Origin of the sequence: Deinococcus sp. NW-56, from assembly GCF_002953415.1 — a bacterium.
Lineage (GTDB): Bacteria > Deinococcota > Deinococci > Deinococcales > Deinococcaceae > Deinococcus.
In genome coordinates this window covers 234627-258440 of sequence record NZ_CP026518.1, presented here as the reverse complement: position 1 = coordinate 258440, position 23814 = coordinate 234627, and the positions used below count along the sequence as shown (strand labels likewise).

At 73.0% G+C, this 23814-nt stretch carries 22 protein-coding genes; 12 read left to right on the top strand and 10 right to left on the bottom strand.

The annotated features are described in order from the left end of the window. The first annotated feature begins 117 nt into the window (after positions 1 to 117). Complete coding sequence (locus C3K08_RS16785) at positions 118 to 1305, top strand: hypothetical protein (RefSeq protein WP_104992585.1); 1188 nt, start codon at positions 118 to 120, stop codon at positions 1303 to 1305. 2 nt (positions 1306 to 1307) lie between these two features. Here C3K08_RS16785 and C3K08_RS18695 read toward each other — a convergent pair whose 3' ends face one another. Both C3K08_RS18695 and C3K08_RS18690 read right to left on the bottom strand, forming a co-directional pair. After that, on the bottom strand, positions 1308 to 1952 hold the full coding sequence (locus C3K08_RS18695) for an LCP family protein (protein ID WP_234009271.1): 645 nt from the start codon (positions 1950 to 1952) through the stop codon (positions 1308 to 1310). 41 nt (positions 1953 to 1993) lie between these two features. After that, positions 1994 to 2623: a hypothetical protein gene (locus C3K08_RS18690; RefSeq protein WP_234009270.1), complete on the bottom strand. Its 630-nt coding sequence runs from the start codon at positions 2621 to 2623 to the stop codon at positions 1994 to 1996. Between the two features lie 94 nt (positions 2624 to 2717). On the opposite strand from C3K08_RS18690, the gene C3K08_RS16775 reads away from it, so the two are divergent. From C3K08_RS16775 to C3K08_RS18845, 5 genes are read left to right on the top strand one after another with little or no spacing between them, the layout of a single operon-like run. Then, positions 2718 to 4013 (top strand): lipopolysaccharide biosynthesis protein, encoded by a 1296-nt coding sequence (locus C3K08_RS16775; RefSeq protein ID WP_158680048.1) that lies wholly within the window; start codon positions 2718 to 2720, stop codon positions 4011 to 4013. Further along, the gene (locus tag C3K08_RS16770; protein ID WP_104992582.1) at positions 4010 to 5173 is read left to right on the top strand and encodes a glycosyltransferase; all 1164 of its coding nucleotides are present in this window, start codon (positions 4010 to 4012) and stop codon (positions 5171 to 5173) included. Before C3K08_RS16775 ends, C3K08_RS16770 begins: the two co-directional genes overlap by 4 nt. After that, positions 5170 to 6486, top strand: a complete 1317-nt coding sequence (locus tag C3K08_RS16765; RefSeq protein WP_104992581.1) for an O-antigen ligase family protein — start codon at positions 5170 to 5172, stop codon at positions 6484 to 6486. Before C3K08_RS16770 ends, C3K08_RS16765 begins: the two co-directional genes overlap by 4 nt. Positions 6487 to 6499: 13 nt before the next feature. Then, a complete protein-coding gene (locus C3K08_RS16760) occupies positions 6500 to 7675 on the top strand; it encodes a glycosyltransferase (protein ID WP_104992580.1) in 1176 nt (391 codons plus the stop codon). A 37-nt stretch (positions 7676 to 7712) separates the two neighbouring features. After that, a complete protein-coding gene (locus C3K08_RS18845; RefSeq protein ID WP_304529223.1) occupies positions 7713 to 8975 on the top strand; it encodes a glycosyltransferase in 1263 nt (420 codons plus the stop codon). Here the strand turns inward: C3K08_RS18845 and C3K08_RS16750 are convergent. Both C3K08_RS16750 and C3K08_RS16745 read right to left on the bottom strand, forming a co-directional pair. Then, positions 8972 to 10381 carry a hypothetical protein gene (locus tag C3K08_RS16750; protein WP_158680047.1) on the bottom strand — a complete coding sequence of 470 codons (1410 nt, stop codon included), beginning with the start codon at positions 10379 to 10381 and terminating at the stop codon, positions 8972 to 8974. The two genes, C3K08_RS18845 and C3K08_RS16750, sit on opposite strands and share 4 nt — an antisense overlap. Before the next feature lie 217 nt (positions 10382 to 10598). Beyond that, positions 10599 to 12164, bottom strand: coding sequence for a lipopolysaccharide biosynthesis protein (locus tag C3K08_RS16745; protein ID WP_104992578.1), 1566 nt, complete (start codon positions 12162 to 12164; stop codon positions 10599 to 10601). A gap of 210 nt (positions 12165 to 12374) precedes the next feature. On the opposite strand from C3K08_RS16745, the gene modA reads away from it, so the two are divergent. From modA to C3K08_RS16715, 6 genes are all read left to right on the top strand, one after another. Continuing rightward, a complete protein-coding gene (gene modA / locus C3K08_RS16740; protein WP_104992577.1) occupies positions 12375 to 13163 on the top strand; it encodes a molybdate ABC transporter substrate-binding protein in 789 nt (262 codons plus the stop codon). Continuing rightward, positions 13160 to 13951, top strand: a complete 792-nt coding sequence (locus C3K08_RS16735) for an ABC transporter permease (protein WP_369848625.1) — start codon at positions 13160 to 13162, stop codon at positions 13949 to 13951. Before modA ends, C3K08_RS16735 begins: the two co-directional genes overlap by 4 nt. Before the next feature lie 30 nt (positions 13952 to 13981). Then, positions 13982 to 14617 carry a DsbA family protein gene (locus C3K08_RS16730; protein WP_104992576.1) on the top strand — a complete coding sequence of 212 codons (636 nt, stop codon included), beginning with the start codon at positions 13982 to 13984 and terminating at the stop codon, positions 14615 to 14617. A 549-nt stretch (positions 14618 to 15166) separates the two neighbouring features. After that, entirely contained in the window at positions 15167 to 16573 is a 1407-nt protein-coding gene (locus C3K08_RS16725; protein ID WP_158680046.1) for a replication initiator protein A, read from the top strand. Between the two features lie 38 nt (positions 16574 to 16611). Then, entirely contained in the window at positions 16612 to 17388 is a 777-nt protein-coding gene (locus C3K08_RS16720) for a ParA family protein (RefSeq protein WP_104992574.1), read from the top strand. Further along, a complete protein-coding gene (locus tag C3K08_RS16715) occupies positions 17385 to 18263 on the top strand; it encodes a ParB/RepB/Spo0J family partition protein (protein WP_104992573.1) in 879 nt (292 codons plus the stop codon). The genes C3K08_RS16720 and C3K08_RS16715 overlap by 4 nt, the downstream gene beginning before the upstream one ends. Positions 18264 to 18273: 10 nt before the next feature. On the opposite strand, the gene C3K08_RS16710 is transcribed toward C3K08_RS16715, so the two are convergent. Genes C3K08_RS16710 through C3K08_RS16685 form a run of 6 tightly spaced genes read right to left on the bottom strand, consistent with a single transcriptional unit; the run spans position 18274 to position 23806 of the window. Then, positions 18274 to 18939 carry an MBL fold metallo-hydrolase gene (locus C3K08_RS16710; protein WP_104992572.1) on the bottom strand — a complete coding sequence of 222 codons (666 nt, stop codon included), beginning with the start codon at positions 18937 to 18939 and terminating at the stop codon, positions 18274 to 18276. Continuing rightward, entirely contained in the window at positions 18936 to 19655 is a 720-nt protein-coding gene (locus C3K08_RS16705; RefSeq protein WP_104992571.1) for a hypothetical protein, read from the bottom strand. Before C3K08_RS16705 ends, C3K08_RS16710 begins: the two co-directional genes overlap by 4 nt. Before the next feature lie 27 nt (positions 19656 to 19682). Continuing rightward, positions 19683 to 20234: an inorganic diphosphatase gene (locus tag C3K08_RS16700; protein WP_104992570.1), complete on the bottom strand. Its 552-nt coding sequence runs from the start codon at positions 20232 to 20234 to the stop codon at positions 19683 to 19685. A 22-nt stretch (positions 20235 to 20256) separates the two neighbouring features. Then, the gene (locus C3K08_RS16695; RefSeq protein ID WP_104992569.1) at positions 20257 to 20985 is read right to left on the bottom strand and encodes an ABC transporter ATP-binding protein; all 729 of its coding nucleotides are present in this window, start codon (positions 20983 to 20985) and stop codon (positions 20257 to 20259) included. Then, positions 20982 to 22760 (bottom strand): ATP-binding cassette domain-containing protein, encoded by a 1779-nt coding sequence (locus C3K08_RS16690; protein WP_104992568.1) that lies wholly within the window; start codon positions 22758 to 22760, stop codon positions 20982 to 20984. The genes C3K08_RS16695 and C3K08_RS16690 overlap by 4 nt, the downstream gene beginning before the upstream one ends. Then, positions 22757 to 23806 carry a branched-chain amino acid ABC transporter permease gene (locus C3K08_RS16685; protein WP_104992567.1) on the bottom strand — a complete coding sequence of 350 codons (1050 nt, stop codon included), beginning with the start codon at positions 23804 to 23806 and terminating at the stop codon, positions 22757 to 22759. Before C3K08_RS16685 ends, C3K08_RS16690 begins: the two co-directional genes overlap by 4 nt. Between the last annotated feature and the right edge of the window lie 8 nt (positions 23807 to 23814).

Sequence of the window (23814 nt, the reverse complement as noted above, 5' to 3'; positions counted from 1 at the left end):
GGGTGCTCCATCTCTCACAGGGGGCCGTGCGGCTCGCGCTGTGAGAGGCGGGGCGGCCGCCCCACACCACCCCCACCGTCTCACCCCGGCTCATGAAGTGACCTTAAGGTGGCAGCCATGTGGAAACGTCTGCTCGCGTCCGGGCTGCTGGTGGGCACGGTCAGTGGTTGCGCGCTGGTGGCGCAGTTCGCCGGCCCGCACCGCCAGCAGGTTCCTGCTGCCCCCGTGCGGCTGGCCCCCGACCCCACGCTGCTGGCCCGGCCCTCCACCGAGATCGGCCACCGCGCCGACGGCACCGTGCTGGTGGAAGGACGGCCTTTCTTTCCGCTGGGCTTCTACCACGTGTCTTGGGCGGGGGGCGGCACCATAGATGGGCGGCGCGAGGACCTGCGGCGGCTGAGCGAGGCGGGTTTCAACCTGATGGTGACCGAACCCATCAACGACCGCGACGTGAGCGACTTCGAGCAGACCCTGAACGCCGCGCAGCGCAGCGGGGTGTACGTGCTGAGCTACGGCCTGGGCGACGCCGCCGTGAAACGGGTGGGGCACCACCCGGCGGTGCTGGGCTTCAAGCTCGCGGACGATAGCAACGCCCTCGTCAAGCCCGAGGAGGTCCGGCGCCGACACGCCCAGTTCAAGGCCCTGTCCCCGGAGAAGTTGACCTACATCAGCCTGTCGGTGGGCTATGACCGTCCCGAGACGGCCTATTTCGGCGTATCCGACATGGTGGGCAACCAGAGCTACCCGGTCGGCAATGACGACATCGCGGTGACCTACCGGGTGATGCGCTCGGCGGTGGCGAGCGCTCTGGCGCGGCGCAGCGTGCCGGTCGCCAACCTCCAGACCTTCGCGTGGGGGGGTCAGCCGCTGCCCAGCGAGACCGAGCTGCGCAACATGACCTATCAGGCGCTGATGGCGGGGGTCAAGGGCATCGTGTATTACGCCTACCGCTCGCGCGAGGTGGACCTGGGCCGCGAGCCCCGGCTGTGGCGGGCCGCCGGGACGCTGGCGGGCGAGATCGCCCAGCTCTCGCCCGCCCTGCTCGACGGCGAACGCCAGGAACTCAGCGACGGGAACGCGGGGCGCCCGGTGGTCGTGCTGCTGCGGGGGCGCGGCGGGAACTTCCTGCTCGCGCTGAACAACAGCCGGACCAAGGCGCAGACTGTCCGCGTCTCGCTGTCCGGGGTGCCGGGAGGCTGGCAGGTTCTGGCAGGCCAGGGATCGGCCCTGACCCGGCGGGGCTCGCAGGTCAGCGGCCAGCTCGCCCCGTTGCAGGTCGTGGCCTACCGGCTGGGCGGGCGCTGAGCCTAGCGCAGCTCCAGGTGCAACCGGCGGCGCTCGGCGTCGGAAACCACGTAGTACCACACGCCCCCGATCTTGCGGTTTACCCCGCGCACCGTCTCGGTCTGCGGCCGCTCGGTGAGGTAGCTGTGCCGGGTCCGCAGCCGCACGACCTCGGTGGGCGAGAAGTTGGTGCGGAGGTCACCCTGGAGGCGCTCAAGCAGGGTCTGGAGTTCGCCCGTCGAGCGCTCTCCGAGTTCGGCCATCAGGCTGCGGACGACCTCCTGCTGCCGGGCGTTGCGCCCCAGGTCGCCGCGCGGGTCTTGCTTGCGCATCCGGGCGTAGGCGAGGGCCTGCTCGCCGCTGAGCCGCACCGGACCCGGCGTGAAGCTCTGGCCGTCCAGCGTGAAGGCGAAAGGCGGGTTGACCGTCACCCCGCCGACCTCGTCGATGGCGCGGCGAAAGCCTCCCAGGCTGATCTCCACGTACTTGTCCATCGGCAGACCCAGAAAGCGTTCGATGGCCTCGGTTTGCAACCGGGCGCCGCCGTGGGCGTAGGCCGCGTTGATCTTGACGGTGCCGTGCCCCGGCAGGTTGACCCGCGTGTCGCGCGGCACGCTGAGCAACGTCAGCTGCCGCGCAACCGGATCGAGGGTCAGCACCAGCAGCACGTCGCCCCGGCCGCTGCCCAGTTCCTCCTGGTCGGTCCCGATCAGCAGGAGGTGCAGCCGCGCCGTCGTCTCCAGCCGGTCGCTGAACCAGCGGGGCGCGACCGGGGGCGCGGGGGCCGCCGGAGCCGGGCGGGGTGGGGGGAGGAAGCCACCGGGGCCGCGGGAGCGGGCGCCGGGGCGGGGCGCGGGGCCGATGGCGGGGCGGGTTCAGGCTCCGGCGCGGGCGGAGGGGGCGCAGCGGGCTTCTGCGCCGGAGTCGGCTCAGGGGTCGGGGCACGCTCGGGAGCTGGCGCCTCTTCCCGCGCCGGGGAGGGTACGGGCTTGGGCGCCGGGTCCCTGGACGGCTGGGCGGACGGCGGCGGCTCCGGTTGGGGTTCGGGGTCGGGGTCCGGCTGAGGCTCTGACGCCGCTGCCGCCCTGGGTTCTGCGGGGTCCGGGGGCAGGTAGCGGCCCAGCGAGACGGGACGGTCCGGGTCGGGGGGCGGCAGGTCCGCGAAGACGGGGTCGTCGAGGACGCCCGGTGGGGGCGGGAGGCCGTCGCCATCGAGTTCGTGGTACACGACGTGCCCAACCGCCGAGACCCGCTCGTGGGTGAGGTACAGGTAGCCGCCCCCGCCCCCGCCCACGGCCAGGGCCAGCAGCACAGTTCCGGTCAGCCAGCGGCGGCGCACAGGGGCACTATAGCCGGGGGGGGCACCGGGGCGTGTCGGCGGCCCCCCTTCCACCTCTCCCGGTGAGGTCAGGGTATCTTGCACCGACCTGCCCATGCCGACCTCGCCGCCTCCCCCCCCTCCGGTCTCCCCCGCCCCAGCGGCTCCCCAGCGCCGGGTGGGCTTGCGGGCGGGGATGGCCTGGACCCTGCTGGGCCAGGGGGCATACGCGGCGGCCCAGTGGGCCACCGTGGCGCTGCTCGCGCGGCTGGGCAGCCCGGAGGCGGTCGGGCAGTACACCCTGGGGCTGGGGCTGGTCAATCCCCTCTTCCTGCTGCTGGGGCTGCAACTGCGCAGCGTGCAGGCCACCGACGCGGGCGAGGCCCGGCCCTTCGGGGAGTATTTCAGCCTGCGGGCGCTGACCATGCTGCTGCTGCTGCTCGTCACGGTGGGGCTGGCGGCGCTGTATCCGCAGGTGGCGGGCGTGGTCCTGTGGCTGGGGCTGGCCAAGGCGCTGGAGGGCCTGAGCGACGTGACCTACGGGCTGATGCAGCGCCAGGAACGGCTGGACTGGGTGTCGCGGTCTGGCCTGCTGCGCGGGGTGCTGGGCCTGGGGCTGCTCGCGGCCCTGTTCGCGGCGACCGGGAGCGTGACCCTGGGCGCGGCCGGGATCGCCGCAGCAGGGCTGGCTGTGCTGGTTTTTCATGACCTTCCGCTTGCGCGGCGGCTGGCGCCGGGGGGCTGGTGGACCCGGCACATCCCGGCCGACCTGCCCCGGCTCGCGTTGCCGCTGGGGCTGGTGATGGGACTGGTGTCGTTCGGTACCACGCTGCCCCGGCTCTTTCTGGAACACGCGCACGGCAGCGCGGCGGTCGGAGTGTTCTCGGCCCTGAGCCACGTCACGGCGGCAGGCAGCATCGTCGTGGTGGCCCTGGGCACCGCGCTCACCACCCGGCTCTCGCAACTGTTCGCCGCGGGCGAGCGGGCGGGCTTCGTGCGGCTCACGCTGGGACTCACGGGGGCGGCGGCCCTCTTCGGGGCGGGCCTCATGCTGCTGGCGCTGGTGGCCGGAGGACCGCTGCTGGGCCTGCTGTATGGCCCCGACTACGCCGCCGAGGGCCGCGCGTTCGTGTGGCTCACGCTGGGCGGGGCGCTGAGTTACCTCGCCTCCTGCGCGGGCTTCGCGGTGACGGCGGCGCGGCGCTTCCGCGAACAGCTTCCCCTCTTCGGGGCCGTAACCGTGATTCTGGCACTGGCCTGCGCGTGGCTGATTCCCCCCCACGGCGTGATCGGGGCGGCCTACGCCGGGCTGATCGGGGCCGGAGCGCAGCTCGTGGGCAGCGGGCTGATCGTGGCGGGAGCGTTGCGGGCCGGGCCTGCGGCGAGTGCCTCGCCTCCAGGAGACCTATGACCCAACCCCCGACCCTTACCCCCCACCGCCCCCTGCGCATCCTGCACCTCACCGGCACGCTGGACCGGGGCGGCATCGAGAGCTGGCTGGTCAACCTGCTGGCACACCTTCCCCCCGCCGAGGCCCGCATGGACGTGCTGGTGGCCTCGCCCGGTCCCCGGCCCGGGGACCTCGACCGGCTGGTGTGGGGGCTGGGGGGCCGGGTCTTTCACGCCCCCTCCACCCGGCGGCCGCTCGCCTTCGTGGCCGCGCTGCGGCGGCACCTGCGCGAGCACGGTCCCTACGACGTGGTTCACAGCCATATCCACCATTTCGGGGGCCTCGCGCTGCTCGCGGCGCGGCTGGCCGGGGTGCCGGTGCGGGTGGCGACGAGCCACCTGGATTCCCGGCGCGGGGACGCGGCCGCCGGGCAGGGCCGCCGCCTGTACCTGCGGGCGATGGGCGCCGCGCTGGGGGCGGGCGTGACCCACCGCCTCGCGGTGAGCGAGGAAGCGGCCGCCGCCCTTTTCGGTCCGCGCTGGCAGGAGCGCGGCACCCGGCTGGTCACCCTGGGGGTCGATCTGGACGCGGTGCGGGCGGCACGGGGGGAGGCCGGGACTATCCGCCGCGAGCTGGGACTGCCCCCGGGCGAACCGGTGATCGGCCACGTGGGCCAGTTCCGGCCCCAGAAAAACCACCTCTTCCTGCTGGACGTGTTCGCGGCGTACCTGCAGCGGCATGGCCCCGCGCAGCTGCTCCTCGTGGGGGACGGGGGGGAGCGGCCCCGCACCGAGGCGCGGGTGCGCGAGCTGGGATTCTCGGAGCGCGTCCACCTCGTCGGTTCGCGGCCCGACGTGCCCCGGCTGCTGTGGGCGATGGACGCCTTCGTCTTTCCCTCCACCCACGAGGGCCTCAGCCTCGCGCTGCTGGAGGCTCAAGCGGCGGGACTCCCGGCGGTGGTGTCGGACGGGGTGCCGCTGGACCGCCGAATGCAGCTGGAGACGGTCGAGGTGCTGGGTCTGGGGGCCGGGGAGGCGGCCTGGGCCGACGCGGTCGCCCGCGCCCTCGCGCGGGGCCGGGCAGTGCCGGAGGCGCCCGACTTCGATGTCGCGCGGACCTCGCGGGAACTGCTGGCGTTCTACACGCAGGCCGCGCGGCAGGCAGAGTGCCGATCTCCATGAGTCTGAGCTTGCCCAGCTCCCGGCGGGCCGACCCGGTGCCCCTGCTCGCCTCGCTGCTGGAGCGGGCGGTTGCCGCGCTGCTGGGGACCTATGTGTTCGTGCAGTGGTTCGGCCCGCCCCTCCTCGCCGCCGGGCCGAGCTGGGCGCTGTGGCCCAGCCTCGCCGATCTGCTGCTGTGGGCAGCACTGGGACTGGGGCTGCTCTACCGCCGCCCGCCCGCGCCGGGGCACCGAGCGGTGTGGCAGGCGCTGCTGCTTGTCGGGGGCCTGTCCCTGCTCTCCTTCGCGCTGCTGCTGGTGCTGCGTGACCCCGGGCTAGGCGCCGCCCTGCCCTTCGGCCTCTTTCAACTGTACAAGCTGGCGCAGACGCTCGCCGCCTTCTGGCTGGTGTCGCGGCTGCCGCTGACCGACCCGGCCTTCGCGGGCACCCGGCGGCGCTGGGGCACGGCCGCGCTGCTGTCCTTCGGGCTGATGGTGGGGGGCGTGGTGTGGACCACCTTCTCGCCCGCCGTGCCGGAGGCGCTGGGGCAGGTGCTGCCGCGCGGGCAGGGGGTGGCCGGGCCGTGGGAAGGCTTTTACCGCCACTACGAGCAGGGGCTGGGGGCCATCGGGTACAACCACGGGCACGTCGCGGCGATGGTCCTGCTGGGCGGTGCTCTGGCGCTGCTGCTGCGGCCGGGGCGCTGGACTCCCTGGGTGCTGGGGGGCATCCTGGTGGCTTCCTTCCTGTCGGGGTCACGGGCAGGTTTCGCGGGGGCGGCGCTGTTCGTGCTGCTGCAGGGGTTCCGCACGCCCGTCCTGGCGACCGTGGCCCTCACGGTGCTCGCCGCCGGGGCCGTGGCCGCGAGTCCCTGGCTGGGCGCGGAACTCGGCGACCTCGTCTCGCGGCAATCCACCCTGCTGGAGGCCACCGAGGCGGGGAACCTCGCGGGCCGTACCGACATCTGGGCGGCGTACCTGCAGGCCCTCGCGGCCGAGCCGCTGCGGCTGCTGATCGGCAGCGGCTTCGGGTCGGGGGTGGGCAACCTGGGGGCCTACGCCCACCTGCTGCCCCTGCAGGTGCTCTACGAGACGGGGCTGGCGGGCCTGACCGTGCTGGGGTTGCTCTTCGGGCTGCTGTTCGCGCGGCTGCGGCGGGCCGGAACCCACGCGGCCGGGGTGGGCACCCACCTGCTCGCGGCGCTGTGGCTCACGGCCATCACCACCGACACCTTCTATCCCAACTCGGCCTTCGGGTCCTTTCTGCCGCTGCTCTCCCTCACGCTGGCGCTCGCGCTGGCCCGTGCCCCGACCCCCCGCCCTTCCCCCTCCTGAGGAGTCTGTTACCTTGCGCGTCTGCATCGTCCTGGAACACCGCTTCGTCCACACGCCCGACGGGGCCACCTACGACAACGGGCAGGCCACCTACGCCCACTTCCGGCGCTACCTGAGCGCCTTCGAGGAGGTGCAGGTCGTGGCCCGGTCGCAGCTCCTGGCGCACCCGAGGCCGGGCGACCGCCGGGTGGATGGGCCGGGGGTGCGGGTCGCGCACGTGCCCTACTACGAGGGACCCGGCGGGCTGCTGCGGCGGCTCGGCCCCGTCCTGGGAAGGCTGCGGGCGGTGCTGGAGCCAGGGGACGCGGTGATCGTGCGGCTGGGCGGCGTACTGGGCCACCTCGCGGCGGGGGTGCGGGCAGTACAGGGGCGGCCCTACGCCGCCGAGGTCGTCAACGACCCCTTCCTGGGCTTCGCGCCGGGACCCGGGCGGCGCGGCCCCCTGCGCCCCCTGTTCCGGGCGCTGATGACGGGGCTGACCTGGGGCCAGGTCCGGGGGGCGGCGGCCGTGCAGTACGTGACGCGCGAGGCCTTGCAGCGCCGCTACCCGCCGGGAGCCGGGGTCCCTGCCTTCGGGGTGTCCGACGTGCATCTGCCGCCGGAGGCGTTCGTCCCGGTCCCGCGCACCTTCCAGGAGCCAGCCCGCCGCGCGGTGCTCGTCGGGGCGCTGGAGCAGCCGCACAAGGGGGTGGACGTGGCGCTGGAAGCCCTGGCGGCTGTGCGTGGGGCCGGGATGGACGCGCACCTCACCGTGGTGGGAGAAGGGGGACTGCTCCCCGGGCTACAGGCGCAGGTCCGCGCCCTGGGGGTGGCGGACGCCTGCACCTTTGCCGGGCAACGCAGCACCCCCGCCGAGGTGCGGCGGGACCTCGCGGCGGCGGAGCTGTACCTGATGCCCTCGCGCACCGAGGGGCTGCCCCGTGCCCTGCTGGAGGGCATGGCGCAAGCGCTCCCCGCCCTGGGGTCGGACGTGGGGGGCATTCCCGAACTGCTCTCCCCGGACGCGCTGGTGCCCCCCGGCGATGCGCCCGCCCTGGCCCGTCTCTGGCACGCCCGGGCCTCGGACCCCGCGTGGCTGACCGCCCAGAGTGGGCGCAACCTCGCCCACGCCCGCTCCTACGCCGACGACGTGCTGGACCGCGAGCGGGGGCGCTTTCTGCGGGCCGTGCGGGAGCGGGCGGCGCGGTAGGCGGGGGGGGACAGGGTCAGGCTCCGTATCATGCCGTGTGTCCCGACTCCCCCCGCTGCGAATCCTCTACACGACGACCACGCCCATCGCGGCGCTGGCCTTCTTCGCTCCACACCTGCGGCACCTGCGCGGGCAGGGCCACGACGTGCACCTCGTCACGCCGCCCGAACCCGCCGAACTCGTCGCGCGGGCGCAGGCGGGGGGGGGCGCGACCTTCCACCCCCTCCCGATGGCCCGCGAGATCTCGCCCCGGCGGGACCTGCGAGCACTGGCGGGGATGCTGGGCATTTTGCTCCGGGTGCGCCCGCAGATTCTCAACTTCTCCACGCCCAAGGCCGGGCTGCTGGGTGGGCTGGCGGGCGTGCTGACCGGGGTGCCGCTGCGGGTGTATTTCATCCACGGGCTGCGCTCGGAGACGGCGGCGACCGGGGCGCTGGCGCGGCTGCGCCCGCTGCTGCGGCTGATCGAGCGCCTGACCTGCGCCTGTGCCCACGAGGTGCTGTGCGTCAGCGAGTCCAACCGCGCCGAGGCGGTCGCGCTGGGCCTGGTGCCCGCGGGCAAGATCCGGGTGCTGGGCGCGGGCAGCCCGGCGGGCCTGAATGTGGACCGCTACGCGCACCCCGACCCGCAGGCCGTCGCCGCCGCGCGCGCGGAACTCGGGCTGCCCGAGGGCACGCCGGTCGTGGGCTTCGTGGGCCGCCTCGCCCCGCAGAAGGGGACCGAGGAACTGCTGCTGGCCTGGGAGGAGGTGCAGCGCCGCCTGCCGGGGGCGCGGCTGCTGCTCGTCGGCACGCCCGACCCCGCCAATCCCCTCTCGGGGCGGGCGCTGGACGCCTACCGCCGGGTGCCCGGCGTGGTGCAACTGGACTTCGAGGCCGACATGAGCCGCCTCTACCCGCTGATGACCCTGCTGACCCTGCCCAGCCGTCACGAGGGGCTGGGCATGGTCGTGTTGGAGGCGGCGGCAGCGGGCGTCCCGGCGGTCCTCACCGATGCCCCCGGCGTACGCGACGCGGGGGTGCCGGGGGAAACCTGCCTGCAGGTGCCCACCGGGGACGTGCCCGCCCTCGCCGAAGCGTTGCAGCGCCTGCTCACCGCCCCCGCCGAGGCCCGGCGGCTCGGCGAAGGCTCGCGGCGCTGGGTGCGCGAACAGTTCGACGAGCGCCACGTCTGGGCGCTGTGGGACGAGTTCTACGCGGAGGCCTGGGGGCGGCGACAAGCGGCCCGCCGGGCGCGGCGCCCCCTGCTCATCGCCGCCGGAGCCACCCTGCTGCTGGGGCTGGCGCGGAGCCGCCGCTAGGGGGGCCAGGTCTCCTCGCGCCGCTCTAGGTCGCCCGCCCCCCGCACGACCTCGGCGGCGAGGCCGTAGGCCGGGTCGTAGGGTCCGGTCCAGACCAGCGCCCAGCCGCGCGCCTCGGCGTGGCCGCCGTCCACCGCCCGCTGCGCCTCGGTGGGCGTCAGCCACGCGGCGTAATTCAGGGCGCCGCGGGGCATCCGGCCCGTCTCCCGGTAGGCGGCGATCACCGAACGGGCGTGGTCGTCGTAGGGAATCAGGACGGGCAGCGACGTGCCGGGGCGGGGGCGCAGCTCGGAGGCGAAGGAGGCGTAGTCCAGGCCCTCGCGGTGCGCCCGCAGGGCACCGGCCCACCCCGAAGGCCCACCGGGAAACAGCGCCGCGTCGTAGGCCCGCTGCTCCCGGGGACCGGGCAGGCTGTGGTCCCCCTCCAGCAGACCGCGGGTCACCTCCAGTTCGCGCCGCCAGCCCTGCGGCACCGCCACGTCGCGCAGGCGGCAGAGGTAGAGGTGCCGCCGGGTCAGCGCCGCCGCCTCCACGACGTGGGGCAGCGGCGAGGTGACCTGCCAGACCGTCTCGAAGGGACCCGCCGCCGCCGGGGGCAGCGAGGTCGCCACCACCCGCACCGGCTCGCCCCGCTCGCGGGCCTGCGCGAGCGCCGCGACCTGACCCGCCAGATGCACCGGGCAGAGGCTGGTCGAGAGCAGCACGCTTCCCGGCCACAGCCCCGCCAGCCGCGCCGCGCTCGCCCGCGAGGGCAGCAGCGCCAGCGTGTCCCCAGTCTGACGGGCGAGGTCGGCGGCCAGCCGGGTGAGCGACGTGTCGCGGGCGCTGAGCCGGGGCGGCGGCGTGGCCCGCCCCGCTGCGGTGGCAACGGGCAGGGGCCGGAACGCCGTGGGCCAGCGCCGCTCCACCCCCGGCAACCCCACCACGGTCCAGCCGAAGAGCCGCGCGGCGTCCGCAAGGAGTTCGCCTACCGTCTCCAGCAGCCCGGCGGGCAGGGTGTGCAGGCCGTCAAGCAGCAGCGGCCCCGCGAGGAGTTCCGCGAGGTCCGGCAGGTCCCAGCTCCAGGCTGCCCCCAGGGTCCGCACCACGTCCTCCAGCACCTCTACCTGCAGCGGGCCGGACTGCGCCGCGCCCAGCCGGGCCGCCGCGCCGGGCACGCCCGCCCGGGAGGTGAGCGCGAGGGTCAGCGGGGTGCCCGCGGCCGCGCCCAGAACCTCCAGACCGGCCTGCTGGCGCACCTCCTCATGGGCCTCGGCGGGCAGCACCCACAGGCCCGGCGGTAGCCCCACCGGGGCGGGCACGGGCGGGGGACCGGGCCTCAGCAGAGCCGAGGCCAGCACCCGGACGAACACCTCCCGCTCGCCCGGGGACAGCGGGGGAAGGATGAGGGCGGGTGCGAGGGGCAAGGGCGCGGGCACCGCACCCACCGGCCCCTGGGCGAGGACCCGCGCGGCGTCGGCGTCATCGAGCAGGCCCCCGCTGCCCGCGAGCAGGGCGCGGGCCAGCTCAGGCTCCCCAGGGCCGCCGCGAGCCGCGCCGCCTCCAGCCCGTCGCCGCCCGCGCAGGCGACCAGTGCCCGGCCCCGGTCGACAAACGGGGCGAGGGCCACCGCGCCGCGCCCGGTCACGGCGTGACCTCGGCGGGGCGCTCGGCGCGGCCAGGCGAGGCGTAGGCGTAGGCGTAGCCCGCGCCCGAGGCCACGTCCCGGTGGCGGTTGACCACGAAGCCCAGCAGCCGCACCCCCAGCCGCCCGGCGTCCTCCACCAGCCGCTCCAGTGGGGCGCGGGGGGCCGAGGCGTCGGTCACCAGGATCATGCCGTCGAGCCGCCGGGCCAGTGCCAGCGTGTCCGCGATCTTGAGGGCCGGAGGGGTGTCGATCAGCGCGAGGTCGTAGGCGGGCAGCAAGCGGCGAATCTCGGCCTCGAACACGGCCGGGTCCAGCCGGGTCGCCCGTGACGACAGCAGCGAGACCCCCGGCGCCACCTCCGCCCACAGCCGGAAGTCCCCCGCGAGGTCCTGCGGCGCGGCGCCGCTCCCGGTCAGCCAGTGGGTCTCCTGGGTATGGCGGAAGACATCGGCGTCCACCAGCAGCACGCGCAGGCCGTGGCCCGAGAGGCTCAGCGCCAGCCCCGCCGTCAGGGTGCTTTTGCCGTCGGCCACCCCGGCACTGGAGACGACCAGCGCGGCCCGCTCGCGTCCGGCCAGTTCGGCCAGCACCCCCACCCGCACGAATTCCAGCTGCTCCCGGAAGACGCCCTGCCGCGCCCACCCCAGCCCGCCGCGCGTTCCCCGGCGGCCCGGCAATGGCGGCAGGCTACCCAGCACCGGCAGGCCCAGCCCACGCAGGTCCTCGGGGCCGCGCACCCGGGGGCGCAGGCTGTCGAGCAGCGAGAGGCCCAGCACGCCGAAAAAGAGGGTCGCCCCGAACACCAGCAGCGCGTCGCGCAGCGGCCGGGGAGCCACCGGATTCTGCGGCCGGACCGCTCCCGCAAGCGCCGAGAGCGTACCGCTGACAGTCTGCTCCAGCACCTCGACCTGTTGCAGCCGCTGCACCACGTCCCCGCGCAACCGCTCCAGGGTGCGCTCGTCGAGTGCGGTGGGCGCCGCCGCGATCCGGGCGGTCAGGTCGTCGCGCTCGGTGACCAGATTCTGCCGGGCACGCACGATGCCCCCCAGTGCCCGCTGCCGGTCCCACTCCAGCAGCGCCCGTGCAAAGGCGTCGGCACCGCCCTGGGCCAGTTCCGGCGTGGGCGCCCGCACCGCGATCTCGTAGACCCCCGCGAAGTCCTGGTTGACCTGGGCGGTCAGGGTCACGCTGCGGCCTTCTCCGGCGCTCGCCTCGGCCCGCAGGCTCCCCAGCAGCTCGCGGCGGGCGGGGGACTCGGGAACCGTCCGGCGCAGGTCCGTGAGGGCCGCCTGCCACACTGCCGGGGAGCGCAGTGCCCGCTCCACCACAGCGGGGGGCAGCGGCGGCGCTGTGACCAGCGTCTGGACAATCACCGAGTTGCCGCTGCCGGTGGGCAGGGCAGCCACACTGGCCGATCCCTCATACACCGCCGGGCGGCTGCCCGAGAGCAGGTAGGTCAGGCCTGCGAGCAGCAGGGCCGTCGCAATCAGGGGCAGGGCCGCGCGGCGCAGCACCCGCAGCAGGGCGGTCAGGTCGAGGTCCTTGGGCTGGTCAGTCGGCATGGGGGTCCTTGGGAGCGAGGTCGGGGCGGGAGGAAATCGGCCGTCATGCTACCCCGGCCGGGACCTCTTCTCCTCCTCACCTGGTTGGGGGAGGGAAAAAAGGGCACGGCCCCCTTGCTCGTCACGTGACGAGCAACCCCAGCTCGGCCACCCGCCGCTCCCAGAGGCCCCCCGATTGACGCCCCGCGGCGGGCGGGCTAGCTTCGGCCCATGCGGCGCTCTCCCGGTCCCGTCCGCCTGCTTAGGCGGATCCTGCTGGCCGCGCTGGTCCTGGCTCCAAGTGGGGCGGGGGCGGCCCAGATCACGGTCTTCGCGGCGAGCAGCCTCACCGACGCCTTTACCGAGATCGGCCGGGTCTTCGACGCCCGCACCGGGCACCGCACCCGTTTCAACTTCGCCGGGTCGGCCAGCCTGCGGACCCAGCTCGAGCGGGGCGCGCGGGCCGATGTATTCGCCAGCGCCAGCGTCAGCCAGTACGCGCCGCTGCGGTCGCGGGGGCTGGCCGGACCGGAGACCCTCTTCACCCGCAACCGCCTGACGGTCGTCACTCCAGTGGAGCGGCCCCTGACGGGGGGCCTGGCGGGGCTGGCGCGGCCGGGGCTGCGGCTGGTGGTTGCCGGGCCGGAGGTCCCTGCTGGGGAAGCCACCGCCCGGACCCTGGGGCGGATGAGCGCCTCGGGACGCTACGGCCCGGACTTCGCCCGGCGGGTGCAGGCCAACGTGGTCAGCGAGGAACCCAACGTGCGGCAGGTGGCCCTCAAGGTGGGTCTGGGCCAGGCCGACGCCGCCTTCGTCTACCGCTCGGACGTGACGCCGGGGCTGCGGGGCAAGGTGCGGACCTATGCCCTGCCGGACGGGGTCAACCCGCCCGTCGCCTACCCCATCGGGGTGCTGAAGGACAGCCGGGAGGCGCAGGCCGCGCAGGCCTTCGTCCGCTTCGTGCGCTCGCCGGAGGGCCAGCGCATCCTGATTCGCTGGGGCTTCCTACCCGCCCCGTGAGCCGCGCTCCGCACCCGGTCCCAGTGCTGCTCAGCGCCCTGATGGCGGGCCTGCTGCTGCTGCCGGTCCTCGCTCTGCTGCTGGAGGCCCTGAGGCCGGCGGTGGGGCGCACCCTGGAGACGGCGGCGGTGCGGGACGCGCTGCGGGTGAGCGCCCTCACGACCGGCACGGCCCTGCTGGTCACGCTGACCCTGGGCACCCCGGTCGCCTACCTGCTCGCGCGGCGGCGGTTCGCGGGCAAGGGCCTGCTCGATGCCCTGCTCGACCTGCCGATGGTCCTGCCCCCGGTCGTGGCGGGCGTGGCGCTGCTGCTGGCCTTCGGGCGGGACGGTCTGCTGGGGCGCCCGCTGGAGGTCGCGGGCATCGACCTCGCCTTCACGCCGGGGGCGGTGGTCCTCGCGCAGGTGTTCACGAGTGCGCCCTTCTACGTCCGCGCGGCCCGCGCAGGCTTCCTGGCCTTCGACCCCGACGTGGAGGGAGCCGCGCGGGTGGACGGGGCCGGGCGCTGGGCGCTGTTCCGGCGGGTCACGCTGCCCCTTGCCCTTCCCTTTCTGCTGGAGGGCGCGGTGCTGGCCTGGGCACGCTCGCTGGGCGAATTCGGGGCGACCCTGCTGTTCGCGGGCAGCCTGCAGGGCGAGACGCGCACCGTGCCGCTGGCGATCTACAGCGCCGCCGAGAGTGACCTCGCCCCGGCGCTGGCCCTGAGCGCCCTGATGGTGGCCCTCGCCTTCGGGGTGCTGTTCACCCTGCGGCTGATCGCGGGGCGGCGATTGGTTCCCCCACAGTGAGGGGAGGCGGCCGGGTGGTAGCGTCCGGGCATGACCTCAGTCAACCCCGTGGTGGACGTGTACTTTGACTTCCTGTGCCCCTACGCCTGGCGCGGCTTGGAGCTGGCCGAGGTGCTGCGGCAGTCCGGCGAGGGGCGGTTCCGGCTGCGCCATTTCTCGCTGGTGCAGGGCAACCACCCCGAGAACCCCGACCGCAAGGCCCCGACGTGGTGGCTGCACCGGCAGGAGCCGGATAATGGCAGCCCCATGCAGCAGGGGAGCCTGCGGGCCTTTCTGGCGGCACAGGCGGCGGCCCGGCAGGGCGAGGAGGCCGCCTGTGCCTTCACCCTGGCTCTCTTCCGTGCCCGGCACGAGAATCAGGCGGAACTGGACGCCCCCACCGTGGAGGCGGCGGCCCGGACGGCAGGCCTGGACCTCGAGCGCTTCACCGCCGATCTCACCGACGACGCGGCGCTCCGCGAGGCTCTGGGCCGCGATCTGGCCGACGCGGCACGGCTGGGCGTCTTCGGCACCCCCACCTTCGCCTGGCCCCAGGGTGGCCCCGCCGCCTACCTGCGCTTCGCCACCCTGACCCGTGAGCCGGAGGCGGCACGGAACCTGTGGGCGCTCTACACCCAGGTCCTGCACTCGGAGGCCACCATCGAGACCATCAAGCGCCCCCGCTGACCCCCACCCGAACCGGGGCCGAGGGCTGGAACACTCGGCCCATTTTTGGTGCCCAGACTAGCGATACCTTTGGTCCGTTTTGGCCCCCAGATCGAGTGATGCAGGTTACAAAGTAGACATTTTAGACTCAGGTCTAACTAGCGATACCTTTGGTCCGTTTGGGAGGGTGATTCTGCTTTTTGGCGTCCAGAACGCATTTCCGCACTAGCGATACCTTTGGTCCGTTTGGCAAAAAACTAGCGATACCTTTGGTCCGTTTGGATTCTGAAAACTAGCGATACCTTTGGTCCGTTTGGGGCTTTTTTGCCGTATGAGACGGCATTCTCTCAAAAATGAGAGCGAAACGCCCCTAAATCCGTACTCCGAACCCGGAATAGCGATACCTTTGGTCCGCAGGGGGTCAAAACTAGCGATACCTTTGGTCCGTTTGGGGCCAAAATAGCGATACCTTTGGTCCGTTTTTGCCGAAAAATGCCGTCCAGGACGCGAAGTGGGGTCTGCCTTGTTGTTGTTCTTTTATATCTTTTACAAAGAAAGGAACAACACTACATGCGTCCAGCGAAAAAACCCAACCAGGTCACCCTGCTCGACGAACGCAACATCGCCCGTCTGGGCATCGTCAGCATCCAGACTCGCCTGAGTTCCGAGACCCGCTGGACGAGCGAGTTCCAGATCGCCGACCGCCGCTTCCGGGTGGAGGGCCGTTCCGCCGACGGCCGCCCGCGCGGTGGCGACACCAACGTCATCCTGGGCATCGAGACCCTGTTCGCCCAGAAGGGCATGCCCGAGGACAACTGGCTGCACACCTCCGCCTACGAGCTGCGCGAGGCCAGCTTTCTCGTCAACAACGGCAAGAACTACCACCGGCTGCGCGAGTCGCTGCTGCGGCTGTGGTCGACGGGCTTCATCGTCAGTGAGGGCTGGGTGGCCGATACCGGCCGCACGACCTGGGCGAACCAGACGCTGCGGCTGATCGACCGCATCACGTACTGGGACCAGAGCGAAGGCGCCGACCCCGACGCTGACCGTGCCCGGCAACTCGTCCCCGACGCGACCCTCAGCATCAAGCTGGGCGATCAGCTTGCCGCGAGCATCCGGGCCGGGTACACCCAGGCCCTCGACGGACGGTTGCTGCACCAGATCGAGCAACCGCCCGCGCGGGCCTTGTACCGATTGCTGGAGGCGCACCGGTACCGCGAGACGGGCGTGCGGTCCGACAGCGTCACGGCAGGCCTGGACGACTGGCGGGCCGCCTGCGGGATCAGCGAGGGCAAACCGTCGCGGGTGATCCGTACCCTGGAGGAAGCTCACCAGGAACTGATCGCTCAGGGCTATCTCGAGGGCGTGGAGACGAGCGGCGGGCGGGGAGCCACCCACATCACGTACCGCTTCCGAACGGAGGGCACGCCCGACCCTGCGCTGGTGCAGGCCCTGCGCGAGGCAGGCGTGTCGGCCCCTCGTGCCAACGTCCTCGCCAAGCAATACCCCGACCGGGTGGAGGAGGCGATCGCCTTTCTGCGGCTGCGGCGCAGCACCAGCCCCACGCCCATCCGCAATCCCGGCGGCCTGATCGCGGATTTTCTGGAGCATCCCGAGAAGTACACTCTGCCCGAGGAGGCAGTGCCTGCTCCCCATGTCGACCCGGATGAGACCCGCGCCCGGCAGGAAAGGCAACAGGAAGCCCAGGAACGGGCCGCGCAGCAACAATTCGAGGAGGAGCAGCAAGTTCTTCTTGCTCTGCCTCCTGGGGGCCAGTGGGAGGCCGCAGAGGCCACTTTGCGGACCCTGCTCCGCCGCCGTTTGCGCGAGGGCGAGTGGAGCGCCCTGGAAACGGCCTGCAAAACGGGGACCCTCTCGGCGACCAGCCTGGTGCGCGAGGCCAGCACGCACGCGGCCCGTGGCGCCCTTCCCGAGTTCGTCAAGGGGCTGCGCGAGCGCCTGGCAGAGGGGGCATGAGCCTCACCTTCCAGGCCCCGCAGGGTAGGCTGGGCGGGATGCGGACGCTGACCTTCTTCAACCACGCGGGCGGCGTGATGAAAACCAGCCTCACGCGGGACGTGGGCCACAGCTTGGCACGGTCGGGCCTGCGGGTGCTTCTCGTGGACCTCGATCCGCAGGCCAACCTCACCGACTGGCTGGGGGTCACGGGCGTCGGGCAGGAGCAGACCGTGTTCGCCACGGCGACGCGCGGCGAGCCCCTCCCCCTCCCCGTGCGGGTCCACGACCTCGCCCTGATTCCCAGCGACGTGTCGCTCGCGCTCGCCGAGGGGCAGATGATGGGCGTGGTGGGAGCACACCTGCACCTGCGCCAGGGACTCCAGGCGATCGCCGGAGATTACGACGTGGCCCTGATCGATAGCCCCCCCAGCCTGGGGCAACTGTCCATCTTGGGGGCGTTGGCCGCCGATCACCTGATTGTGCCCGTACCGACCCGCCAGAAGGGCATGAACGCGCTGGCGGGCCTCTCGGAGGCGATGGCGACCTACCGCAAGCTGCGCCCGGACCTGACGGTGGCCCTGTACGTGCCCACCCTGTACGACGCGCGGCGCTCGCACGACCGCGAGGCGCTCGCGGCCCTCCAGGGGATGCTGCGGCCCCTCGCCAGCCCGATCCCCGACCGGGGCGCGGTGTGGAACGACAGCGCGAGCGCCGGGCAGCCGGTGGGCGTGTATGCGCCTGGCTCCCCCGTCCACCGCGACGTGGAGCGGGTGACCGCCGAGATCGCGGGGGCGGTGGGGCTTCCCTACCCCGGCCCAGGGGTGGACGCGTGACCCGCCGCCCCCGCCCGGCGATCGGTGCGCGCCTCAGCGGGCTGGTGGAGGGCGTGGAGGCCCTGAGCCAGCCCGCCACGACGACCCTGCCGCTGGACGCCCTCCAGCCGGGCCAGTTCCAACCGCGCGTGCAGTTTGCCCCCGAGGGATTGGAGGCGCTCGCCGCCAGCATTCGCGAGCAGGGCATTTTGCAACCGTTGCTGGTGCGCCCTCTGCCCGGCGCTCGTTACGAGATCGTGGCGGGTGAGCGGCGCTGGCGGGCCGCCCGGTTGGCGGGACTGGCCGAGGTGCCCGTCTTGCAGCGCGACCTCAGCGACGAGGGGGCGCGGCTGGCGGCGGCGGTGGAGAACCTCCAGCGCGAGAACCTCAATCCGCTCGAAGAGGTCCGCGCCCGCCTGGGCGTCGCCGCCGCCACGCTGGGCCTGACGCCCGACGAGGTGGTCCCCCGCCTCTTCGCCCTCGACCGCCGCCCGGAGGACGATCCGGGGGCCGTGGAGCGGCTGGACACCGTCTTCGGGGCGCTGGGGCGCGAGAGCTGGCGGTCCTTCGTGAAGAACCGGGCGGCTCTGCTCTCCCTGCCGCAGGACGTGCAGGCGGCCGTCGAGGGTGGGCTGGACTACCGCAAGGCGCTGGTGATCGGACGGGCCGAGGACCCCCAGCGCCGCGCCGAACTGCTGGAGGCCGCCGCCGACGGGGCCACCGTGCAGGCCCTGCGCGAGGCGGTAACCTCCCCCCGCCGTGCGGACGCCGACCCCGCCCGCGCCGTGGCCCGCCGCCTCACGGATCGCCGGACCCTGGCCGCCCTCGACCCGGCCCGCCGCCGCAAGCTGGAGCGGCTGCTGGGCCAGATCGAGGCGCTGTTGGACGGCCATTAGGCCCTGCTCGTCACGTGACGAGCAACTCCGGTTCTGGGTCCCGTTCGGCCCGGCGGCGCACCTGCTCGGACGTGAGGGGTTCGCCGTGGCCCGGCAGCACCAGCCGGGGGGCGAGGTCCACGATGCGCCGCAGAGTCCGGACGGCCTCCTGCTGGTCGGCGTTGTAGGCCGCGCGGGGCAGGTGGGCTCCGTCGGGGCCACCCACCACCGCGTCGCCTGCCACGAGGACTCCGTCCCGTAGCAGCCCGATCTGCCCCGGCGTGTGGCCCGGCAGCGCGACCACCTCCCACCCCGCTACCTCCTCACCGGGATGGATGGACCGGAGAGCCTGGGCCGGGACCTTAGGGTGCAGGCGCGAGACGACCTGCCCGACTTCCGGGCGGCCCGCCGGGTAGGGGAGGTCGTGGACCTCGCCCGTCAGGTACGGGTGCTCCGGCGCGTGGGCGAGGACGGGGAGGCCACGCCGCGCCGCGAAGGGCGCCCCGCCCGCGTGGTCGATGTGATGGTGGGTCAGCACCACCGCGTCGGGCCGAAAGCGGGTCAGCAGCCGCGCCAGCCGGGGCAGGTGGGCGAGCGTGCCGGTATCGACCAGCAGGCGCCCGTCGGGGCTGTCCAGCAGGTAGACGTTGGCATAGAGGGGGAAACGCCGGACAAAGGGCGGCAGCTTCAGCGTCACCCGAGGTCGTCCTCCGCTTGCCCCTCCGCCGCCTCCAGCGCCGAGCGCAGGACCCCGCCCCCCCCCGGCACGACCGCGTAGTCGCACAGGGCCAGGAAGGGGGCGTCGCTGGCCGCCGCGCTGACGCCCAGGCGCAGGGTGACCTCCTCCGGGAGCTGTTCCAGCACGTAGTTGACGGCACTCTCGGGGTTGATCTCGCGGGGCAGCAGCACCAGTTCCCCCGGCTCCTCCAGCAGCCGCAGTTCGCCCGCGAAAGGTCCCTCCTCCAGCCACGCCCGCCACTCCCGCGCGGCCGCCGCCAGGGCCGGGGCCACCCCGTAGGGGTGCCGCACGGTGACGCGCAGGGGCAGCCCACCGCGCTCGTGCAATTCGGCCTCGGTGCCGAGCTGGCCCAGCATCCCGATGTGCTGGGCCGCCTGGTGCGCCAGCCGCAGCGCCTCCCCGCGCTCGGTCAGCGTCTCGCGGCTCAGGCGCCGCCACGCCGGGTCCTCCTCGCCGTCGGGGGTCAGCACGACGGCCCCGTGGCGCAGAATCTGCCAGGAGGTGAAAAGAGCCGGAACATCCAGCAATTCCTCCTCGTCCAGTCCGGTCACGGGAATCAGGTCGGCCCCGACGCTCAGCAGGCCCGCGAGCGCGGCGGGGGCCTCCGAGGTCTCGGGGTCGTCGGGACCGGGACGGGTGAGAAGTCCAGCGGGGTTGACGAAGGCGACGATCATGGGGGGCACTTTACGCCCCCATCGCCCTCAGCGCGGACGCGGCGCGGGGCGGTCTGGGAAGGCCGCTGCATACCGCTCCAGCCCCCGCCGCACCGACGCCTCGGCCTCCTGCCGCCCCCCGATGTGGGCGACCCGCACGTCGCGCTGGAGCTGGTCCTGGTAGACCTCGAAAAACCATTTGAAGCGCTCCTGATCGTGCCCCGGCAGGTCTCCAAAGGTATGGAACGCCTCGCAGGACGGGTCGTCCACATGCACGCAGATCAGCTTGTCGTCGATCTGCCCCCGGTCCTCCAGCTTGACCACCCCGATGGGCCGCGCCCGCAGCACTGCGAGGGGCACCACCGGGTTCTGCATGACCACCAGCGCGTCCAGCGGGTCGCCGTCCTCGTCCAGCGTGCGCGGCACGAAGCCGTAATGCGCGGGGTAGGGCACGGGCGGCGTCAGGATGCGGTTGACCGCGAGCACGCCGTACTCGCGGTCCAGTTCGTACTTGGTGGTGTCCCCGCGAGGCACCTCCACGACGACGCGCAGCAGCGCGGGTGGGTTCTCTCCGGGGGGCAGGTCGTGCCAGGGGTGCATAGCGGGCGGATAGCGGTCCGCTCTATCCCCCCAGGTAGCTCGCCCCTAGCGTCTCGTCCCGCGCCAGCTCGTGCGCCGGGCCGCTCAGGCGCACCTGCCCGGTTTCCAGCACGTAGCCCCCGTCGCTGATGGCGAGGGAGGCGCGGGCGTTCTGCTCGACCAGCAGCACCGTGACGCCCTCGTCGCGCAGGCCCTGCACGATGCCCAGGATGTCGCGCACGATCAGCGGCGCGAGGCCGAGGCTGGGCTCGTCCAGCAGCAGCAGGCGGGGCCGCGCCATCAGCGCCCGGCCGATCGCCAGCATCTGCTGCTCGCCGCCCGACAGGGTGCCCGCCAGTTGGCGGCGGCGCTCCAGCAGGCGCGGAAAGCGGGCATACACACCGTCGAGATCGCCCCGCCACCCACCCCGCCGCCGGGTATAGGCCCCGAGTTGCAGGTTGTCCGCCACCGTCATGGATGCGAAGAGGTCGCGGCGCTCGGGGACCAGCGTGATTCCCCGCGCGACCCGTGCCTCCAGCGGTACTCCACGCAGCGATTCGCCCGCGTAGATCACCTCACCCGCCGAGGGGGTCAGCACGCCCATCACCGAGTTCATCAGCGTGGTCTTCCCCGCCCCGTTCGCCCCGATCACGCTCACGATGTGCCCGGCGGGCACCTCGACGCTCACGCCGCCCAGGGCCTCCACCCGGCCGTAGCGGGTGTGCAGACCACGCACCTCCAGCAGCGTTTCTCCAGAGGGCCGGGCCGTCATGCGACCTCCTCCCCGCCTACGTCCACACCCAGGTACGCCTCGCGCACGGCGGGATGGGCACGAATCTCGGTGGGACTGCCTTCGGCCAGCTTCTCCCCGTAATTCATGACCACCAATCGGTCCACCAGCCCCATCACGAGGTCCATGTCGTGCTCGACAAGCAGAATGGTCACTCCTTCCGCCCGCAGCCGCCGCAGCAGGTCCGCGAGGTCCATCTTCTCGCCGTAGCGCAGCCCGGCGGCGGGCTCGTCCAGCAGCAGCAGGGTGGGGTCGGCCACCAGTGCCCGCGCGACCTCCAGCACCCGCTGCTGCCCCAGCGCGAGGTTTCCGGCGAGGGTGTGCGCCAGTTCGCCCAGCCCCACCCGCTCCAGTTGCCGCAGCGCCTCGTGTTGCAGGGCCGCTTCCTCCGCCCGCTCCAGGTGCAGCAGGCTCGCCAGCATCCCTGCCCGGCCCCGCGCGTAGCCGCCCATCATCGCGTTCTGAAGGAGGGACAGTTCGGGCAGCAGATGGACGTGCTGAAAGGTGCGGCTCAAACCCAGCCGGTGAATCTGCCCCGCGCTCAGCCGGGTAATGTCGCGGCCCATGAAGCTGACCCGCCCAGACGTGGCCGGATTCACCCCGGTCACGAGATTGAACATGGTGCTCTTGCCCGCCCCGTTCGGCCCGATCAGGCCCAGGATTTCCCCGGCCCGCAGCTCGAAGGACACGTCGTTCACCGCCCGCAGGCCGCCGAACTGCTTGACCGCGTGCTCGACCGACAAGAGCGGTGTGCCCGGCGCAGGCTTCTCGCGGGCCGGAAGGCGGTCCCGTTCGGGCAGCAGGCGCACCGGGGCCTGGGGCAAGACCCGTTCCAGCAGCGGCCACAGGCCCCGCCGCGCGAATTGCAGGGTCAGGATGACCAGCACGCCGAACACGATCACCTCGAAGTTGCCCTGCGCCCCGATCAGGCCCGGCAGCGCGTCCCGCAGCCACTCGCGCAGCCCGGTGATCAGCCCCGACCCCAGCAGCGCCCCCCACACGTACCCGGAGCCGCCCACCACCGCCATGAACAGGTACTCGATTCCCGCCTGAAGGCTGAAGGGCGTGGGGTTCACGAAGCGCTGGCTATGCGCGTAGAGCCACCCGGCCAGCCCCGCCATCAGCGCCGCGAGCACGAACACCTGTACCCGCAGCCGGAAGGCGTTCACGCCGAAGGCCTCGGCCACCAGCGGTCCGCTACGCAGCGCCCGCATCGCCCGTCCGGTGCGGCTGGAGAGCAGGAACTGGGCACCCAACGCGGTCAGTCCCAGCGCGAGCAGCGCAAGATACGCGAAGGTGCGCGGCGAGGTGAGGTCCAGCCCGAACACCGAGAGCGAGGGGATGTTGGTCAGCCCGGTAAAGCCCCCCAGCGCGGGCGTATTGCCGAAGACGTAATACAGGCTCATGCCCCACGCGATGGTCGCCAGCGGCAGGTAATGCCCCTGCATCCGTAGCGTCATCAGCCCCAGCAGCCACGCGATTAGGCCCGTGACCACCAGCCCGGCGGGCAGCGCCAGCCAGGGGCTCCACCCCGCTTGGGTCGTCAGGATGGCCGTCGTGTACGCCCCCGCCCCCATGAAGGCCGCCTGCCCGAAGGAGGTCAGCCCCACGATGCCCGTGAGCAGCACCAGGCCCACCGCCACGGTCGCGAAAATCAGGATGTTGACGAGCAGCGTGACCTGAAAGAGGGGCAGGATCAGCGGCAGCACGAGCGCCAGGGCCACCGCGACGACCGACAGGACGAACCGCGCGTTCATTCCTCGTCCTCCGGAATGTGGCGGGTGGTCAGCGAGCGCCACAGCAGCACGGGCAGGATCAACGTGAACACGATGACCTCCTTCCAGGCCGAGAGGCTGAAGGACGCGAAGCTCTCGATCAGGCCGACGAGCAGCGCTCCCGCCGCCGCGAGCGGGTAACTAACCAGACCGCCGATGATCGCCCCGATAAATCCCTTGAGGCCGATCAGGAAGCCCGAGTCGTAGTTCATCGCCACGCTGGGGCCGATCATCATGCCCCCCACCGCGCCGATCAGCGCCGCCAGCGTAAAGGTCAGCGCTCCCGCCGACGCCGGACTGATGCCCACCAGCCGCGCCCCCAGGCGGTTGACGGCGGTGGCCCGCAGCGCCTTGCCCGCCATCGTGCGCTCGAAGAAGAAGAACAGCCCCAGCATCAGCCCCGCCGAGAGCAGGATCACCAGCAGGCTCTGGTTGCTCAGGGTGACCTGCCCCAGCGTGAGGTTGCCCCCCGCGAAGGGCGGCGTGCGTGACCCCTCCGGCCCGAAGAAGACCAGGGCCAGCCCCGTCAGCGCGAGGTGCAGCGCCACCGACGCGATCAGCAGGACGAGGACGGTCGCGTCCCGCAGCGGCTGGTACACCGTGCGGTAGAGCAGCGGCCCGAGCGGGGCGACCAGCGCCAGCGTCAGCAGCGCCTGCGCCCACAGCGGCCACCCCAGCGGCGCGGCCCATGCGGTCAGCGCCCACACCGCCGCCCCCACCCCGGCAGCCCCGGCAAGCGTGAGCAGCCCCCGGCCCGCCTGCCCACGCCGCACCTGCGAGACAGCTTCCATCACCGCCGCGAGGGCCAGCAGCCCCAGCAGCAGCCAGAGAGTCCCCGGCACCTGCCCCAGTTGCAGCGAGGCCAGCGTCAGCGTGCCGAACACCACAAACTCGCCCTGCGGAATGAACACCACCCGCGTCACGGCGAACACCAGCACCAGCGCGAGCGCGAGCAGCGCGTAGACGGCCCCGTTGGTCAGCCCGTCGGCAGCCAGGATGGGAAAGATGGTGGGGTCAAAGATGCCCATAACACGGC

What these genes read in the sequence shown, in the direction of transcription:
- C3K08_RS16785 (WP_104992585.1), top strand. Translation starts at nt 118, where the DNA reads ATGTGGAAACGTCTGCTCGCGTCCGGGCTGCTGGTGGGCACGGTCAGT.
- C3K08_RS16720 (WP_104992574.1), top strand. Translation starts at nt 16,612, where the DNA reads ATGCGGACGCTGACCTTCTTCAACCACGCGGGCGGCGTGATGAAAACC.
- C3K08_RS16775 (WP_158680048.1), top strand. Translation starts at nt 2,718, where the DNA reads ATGCCGACCTCGCCGCCTCCCCCCCCTCCGGTCTCCCCCGCCCCAGCG.
- C3K08_RS16770 (WP_104992582.1), top strand. Translation starts at nt 4,010, where the DNA reads ATGACCCAACCCCCGACCCTTACCCCCCACCGCCCCCTGCGCATCCTG.
- C3K08_RS16745 (WP_104992578.1), bottom strand. Translation starts at nt 12,164, where the DNA reads ATGCCGACTGACCAGCCCAAGGACCTCGACCTGACCGCCCTGCTGCGG.
- C3K08_RS16700 (WP_104992570.1), bottom strand. Translation starts at nt 20,234, where the DNA reads ATGCACCCCTGGCACGACCTGCCCCCCGGAGAGAACCCACCCGCGCTG.
- C3K08_RS16765 (WP_104992581.1), top strand. Translation starts at nt 5,170, where the DNA reads ATGAGTCTGAGCTTGCCCAGCTCCCGGCGGGCCGACCCGGTGCCCCTG.
- C3K08_RS16730 (WP_104992576.1), top strand. Translation starts at nt 13,982, where the DNA reads ATGACCTCAGTCAACCCCGTGGTGGACGTGTACTTTGACTTCCTGTGC.
- modA (WP_104992577.1), top strand. Translation starts at nt 12,375, where the DNA reads ATGCGGCGCTCTCCCGGTCCCGTCCGCCTGCTTAGGCGGATCCTGCTG.
- C3K08_RS16705 (WP_104992571.1), bottom strand. Translation starts at nt 19,655, where the DNA reads ATGATCGTCGCCTTCGTCAACCCCGCTGGACTTCTCACCCGTCCCGGT.
- C3K08_RS16725 (WP_158680046.1), top strand. Translation starts at nt 15,167, where the DNA reads ATGCGTCCAGCGAAAAAACCCAACCAGGTCACCCTGCTCGACGAACGC.
- C3K08_RS16685 (WP_104992567.1), bottom strand. Translation starts at nt 23,806, where the DNA reads ATGGGCATCTTTGACCCCACCATCTTTCCCATCCTGGCTGCCGACGGG.
- C3K08_RS16695 (WP_104992569.1), bottom strand. Translation starts at nt 20,985, where the DNA reads ATGACGGCCCGGCCCTCTGGAGAAACGCTGCTGGAGGTGCGTGGTCTG.
- C3K08_RS16690 (WP_104992568.1), bottom strand. Translation starts at nt 22,760, where the DNA reads ATGAACGCGCGGTTCGTCCTGTCGGTCGTCGCGGTGGCCCTGGCGCTC.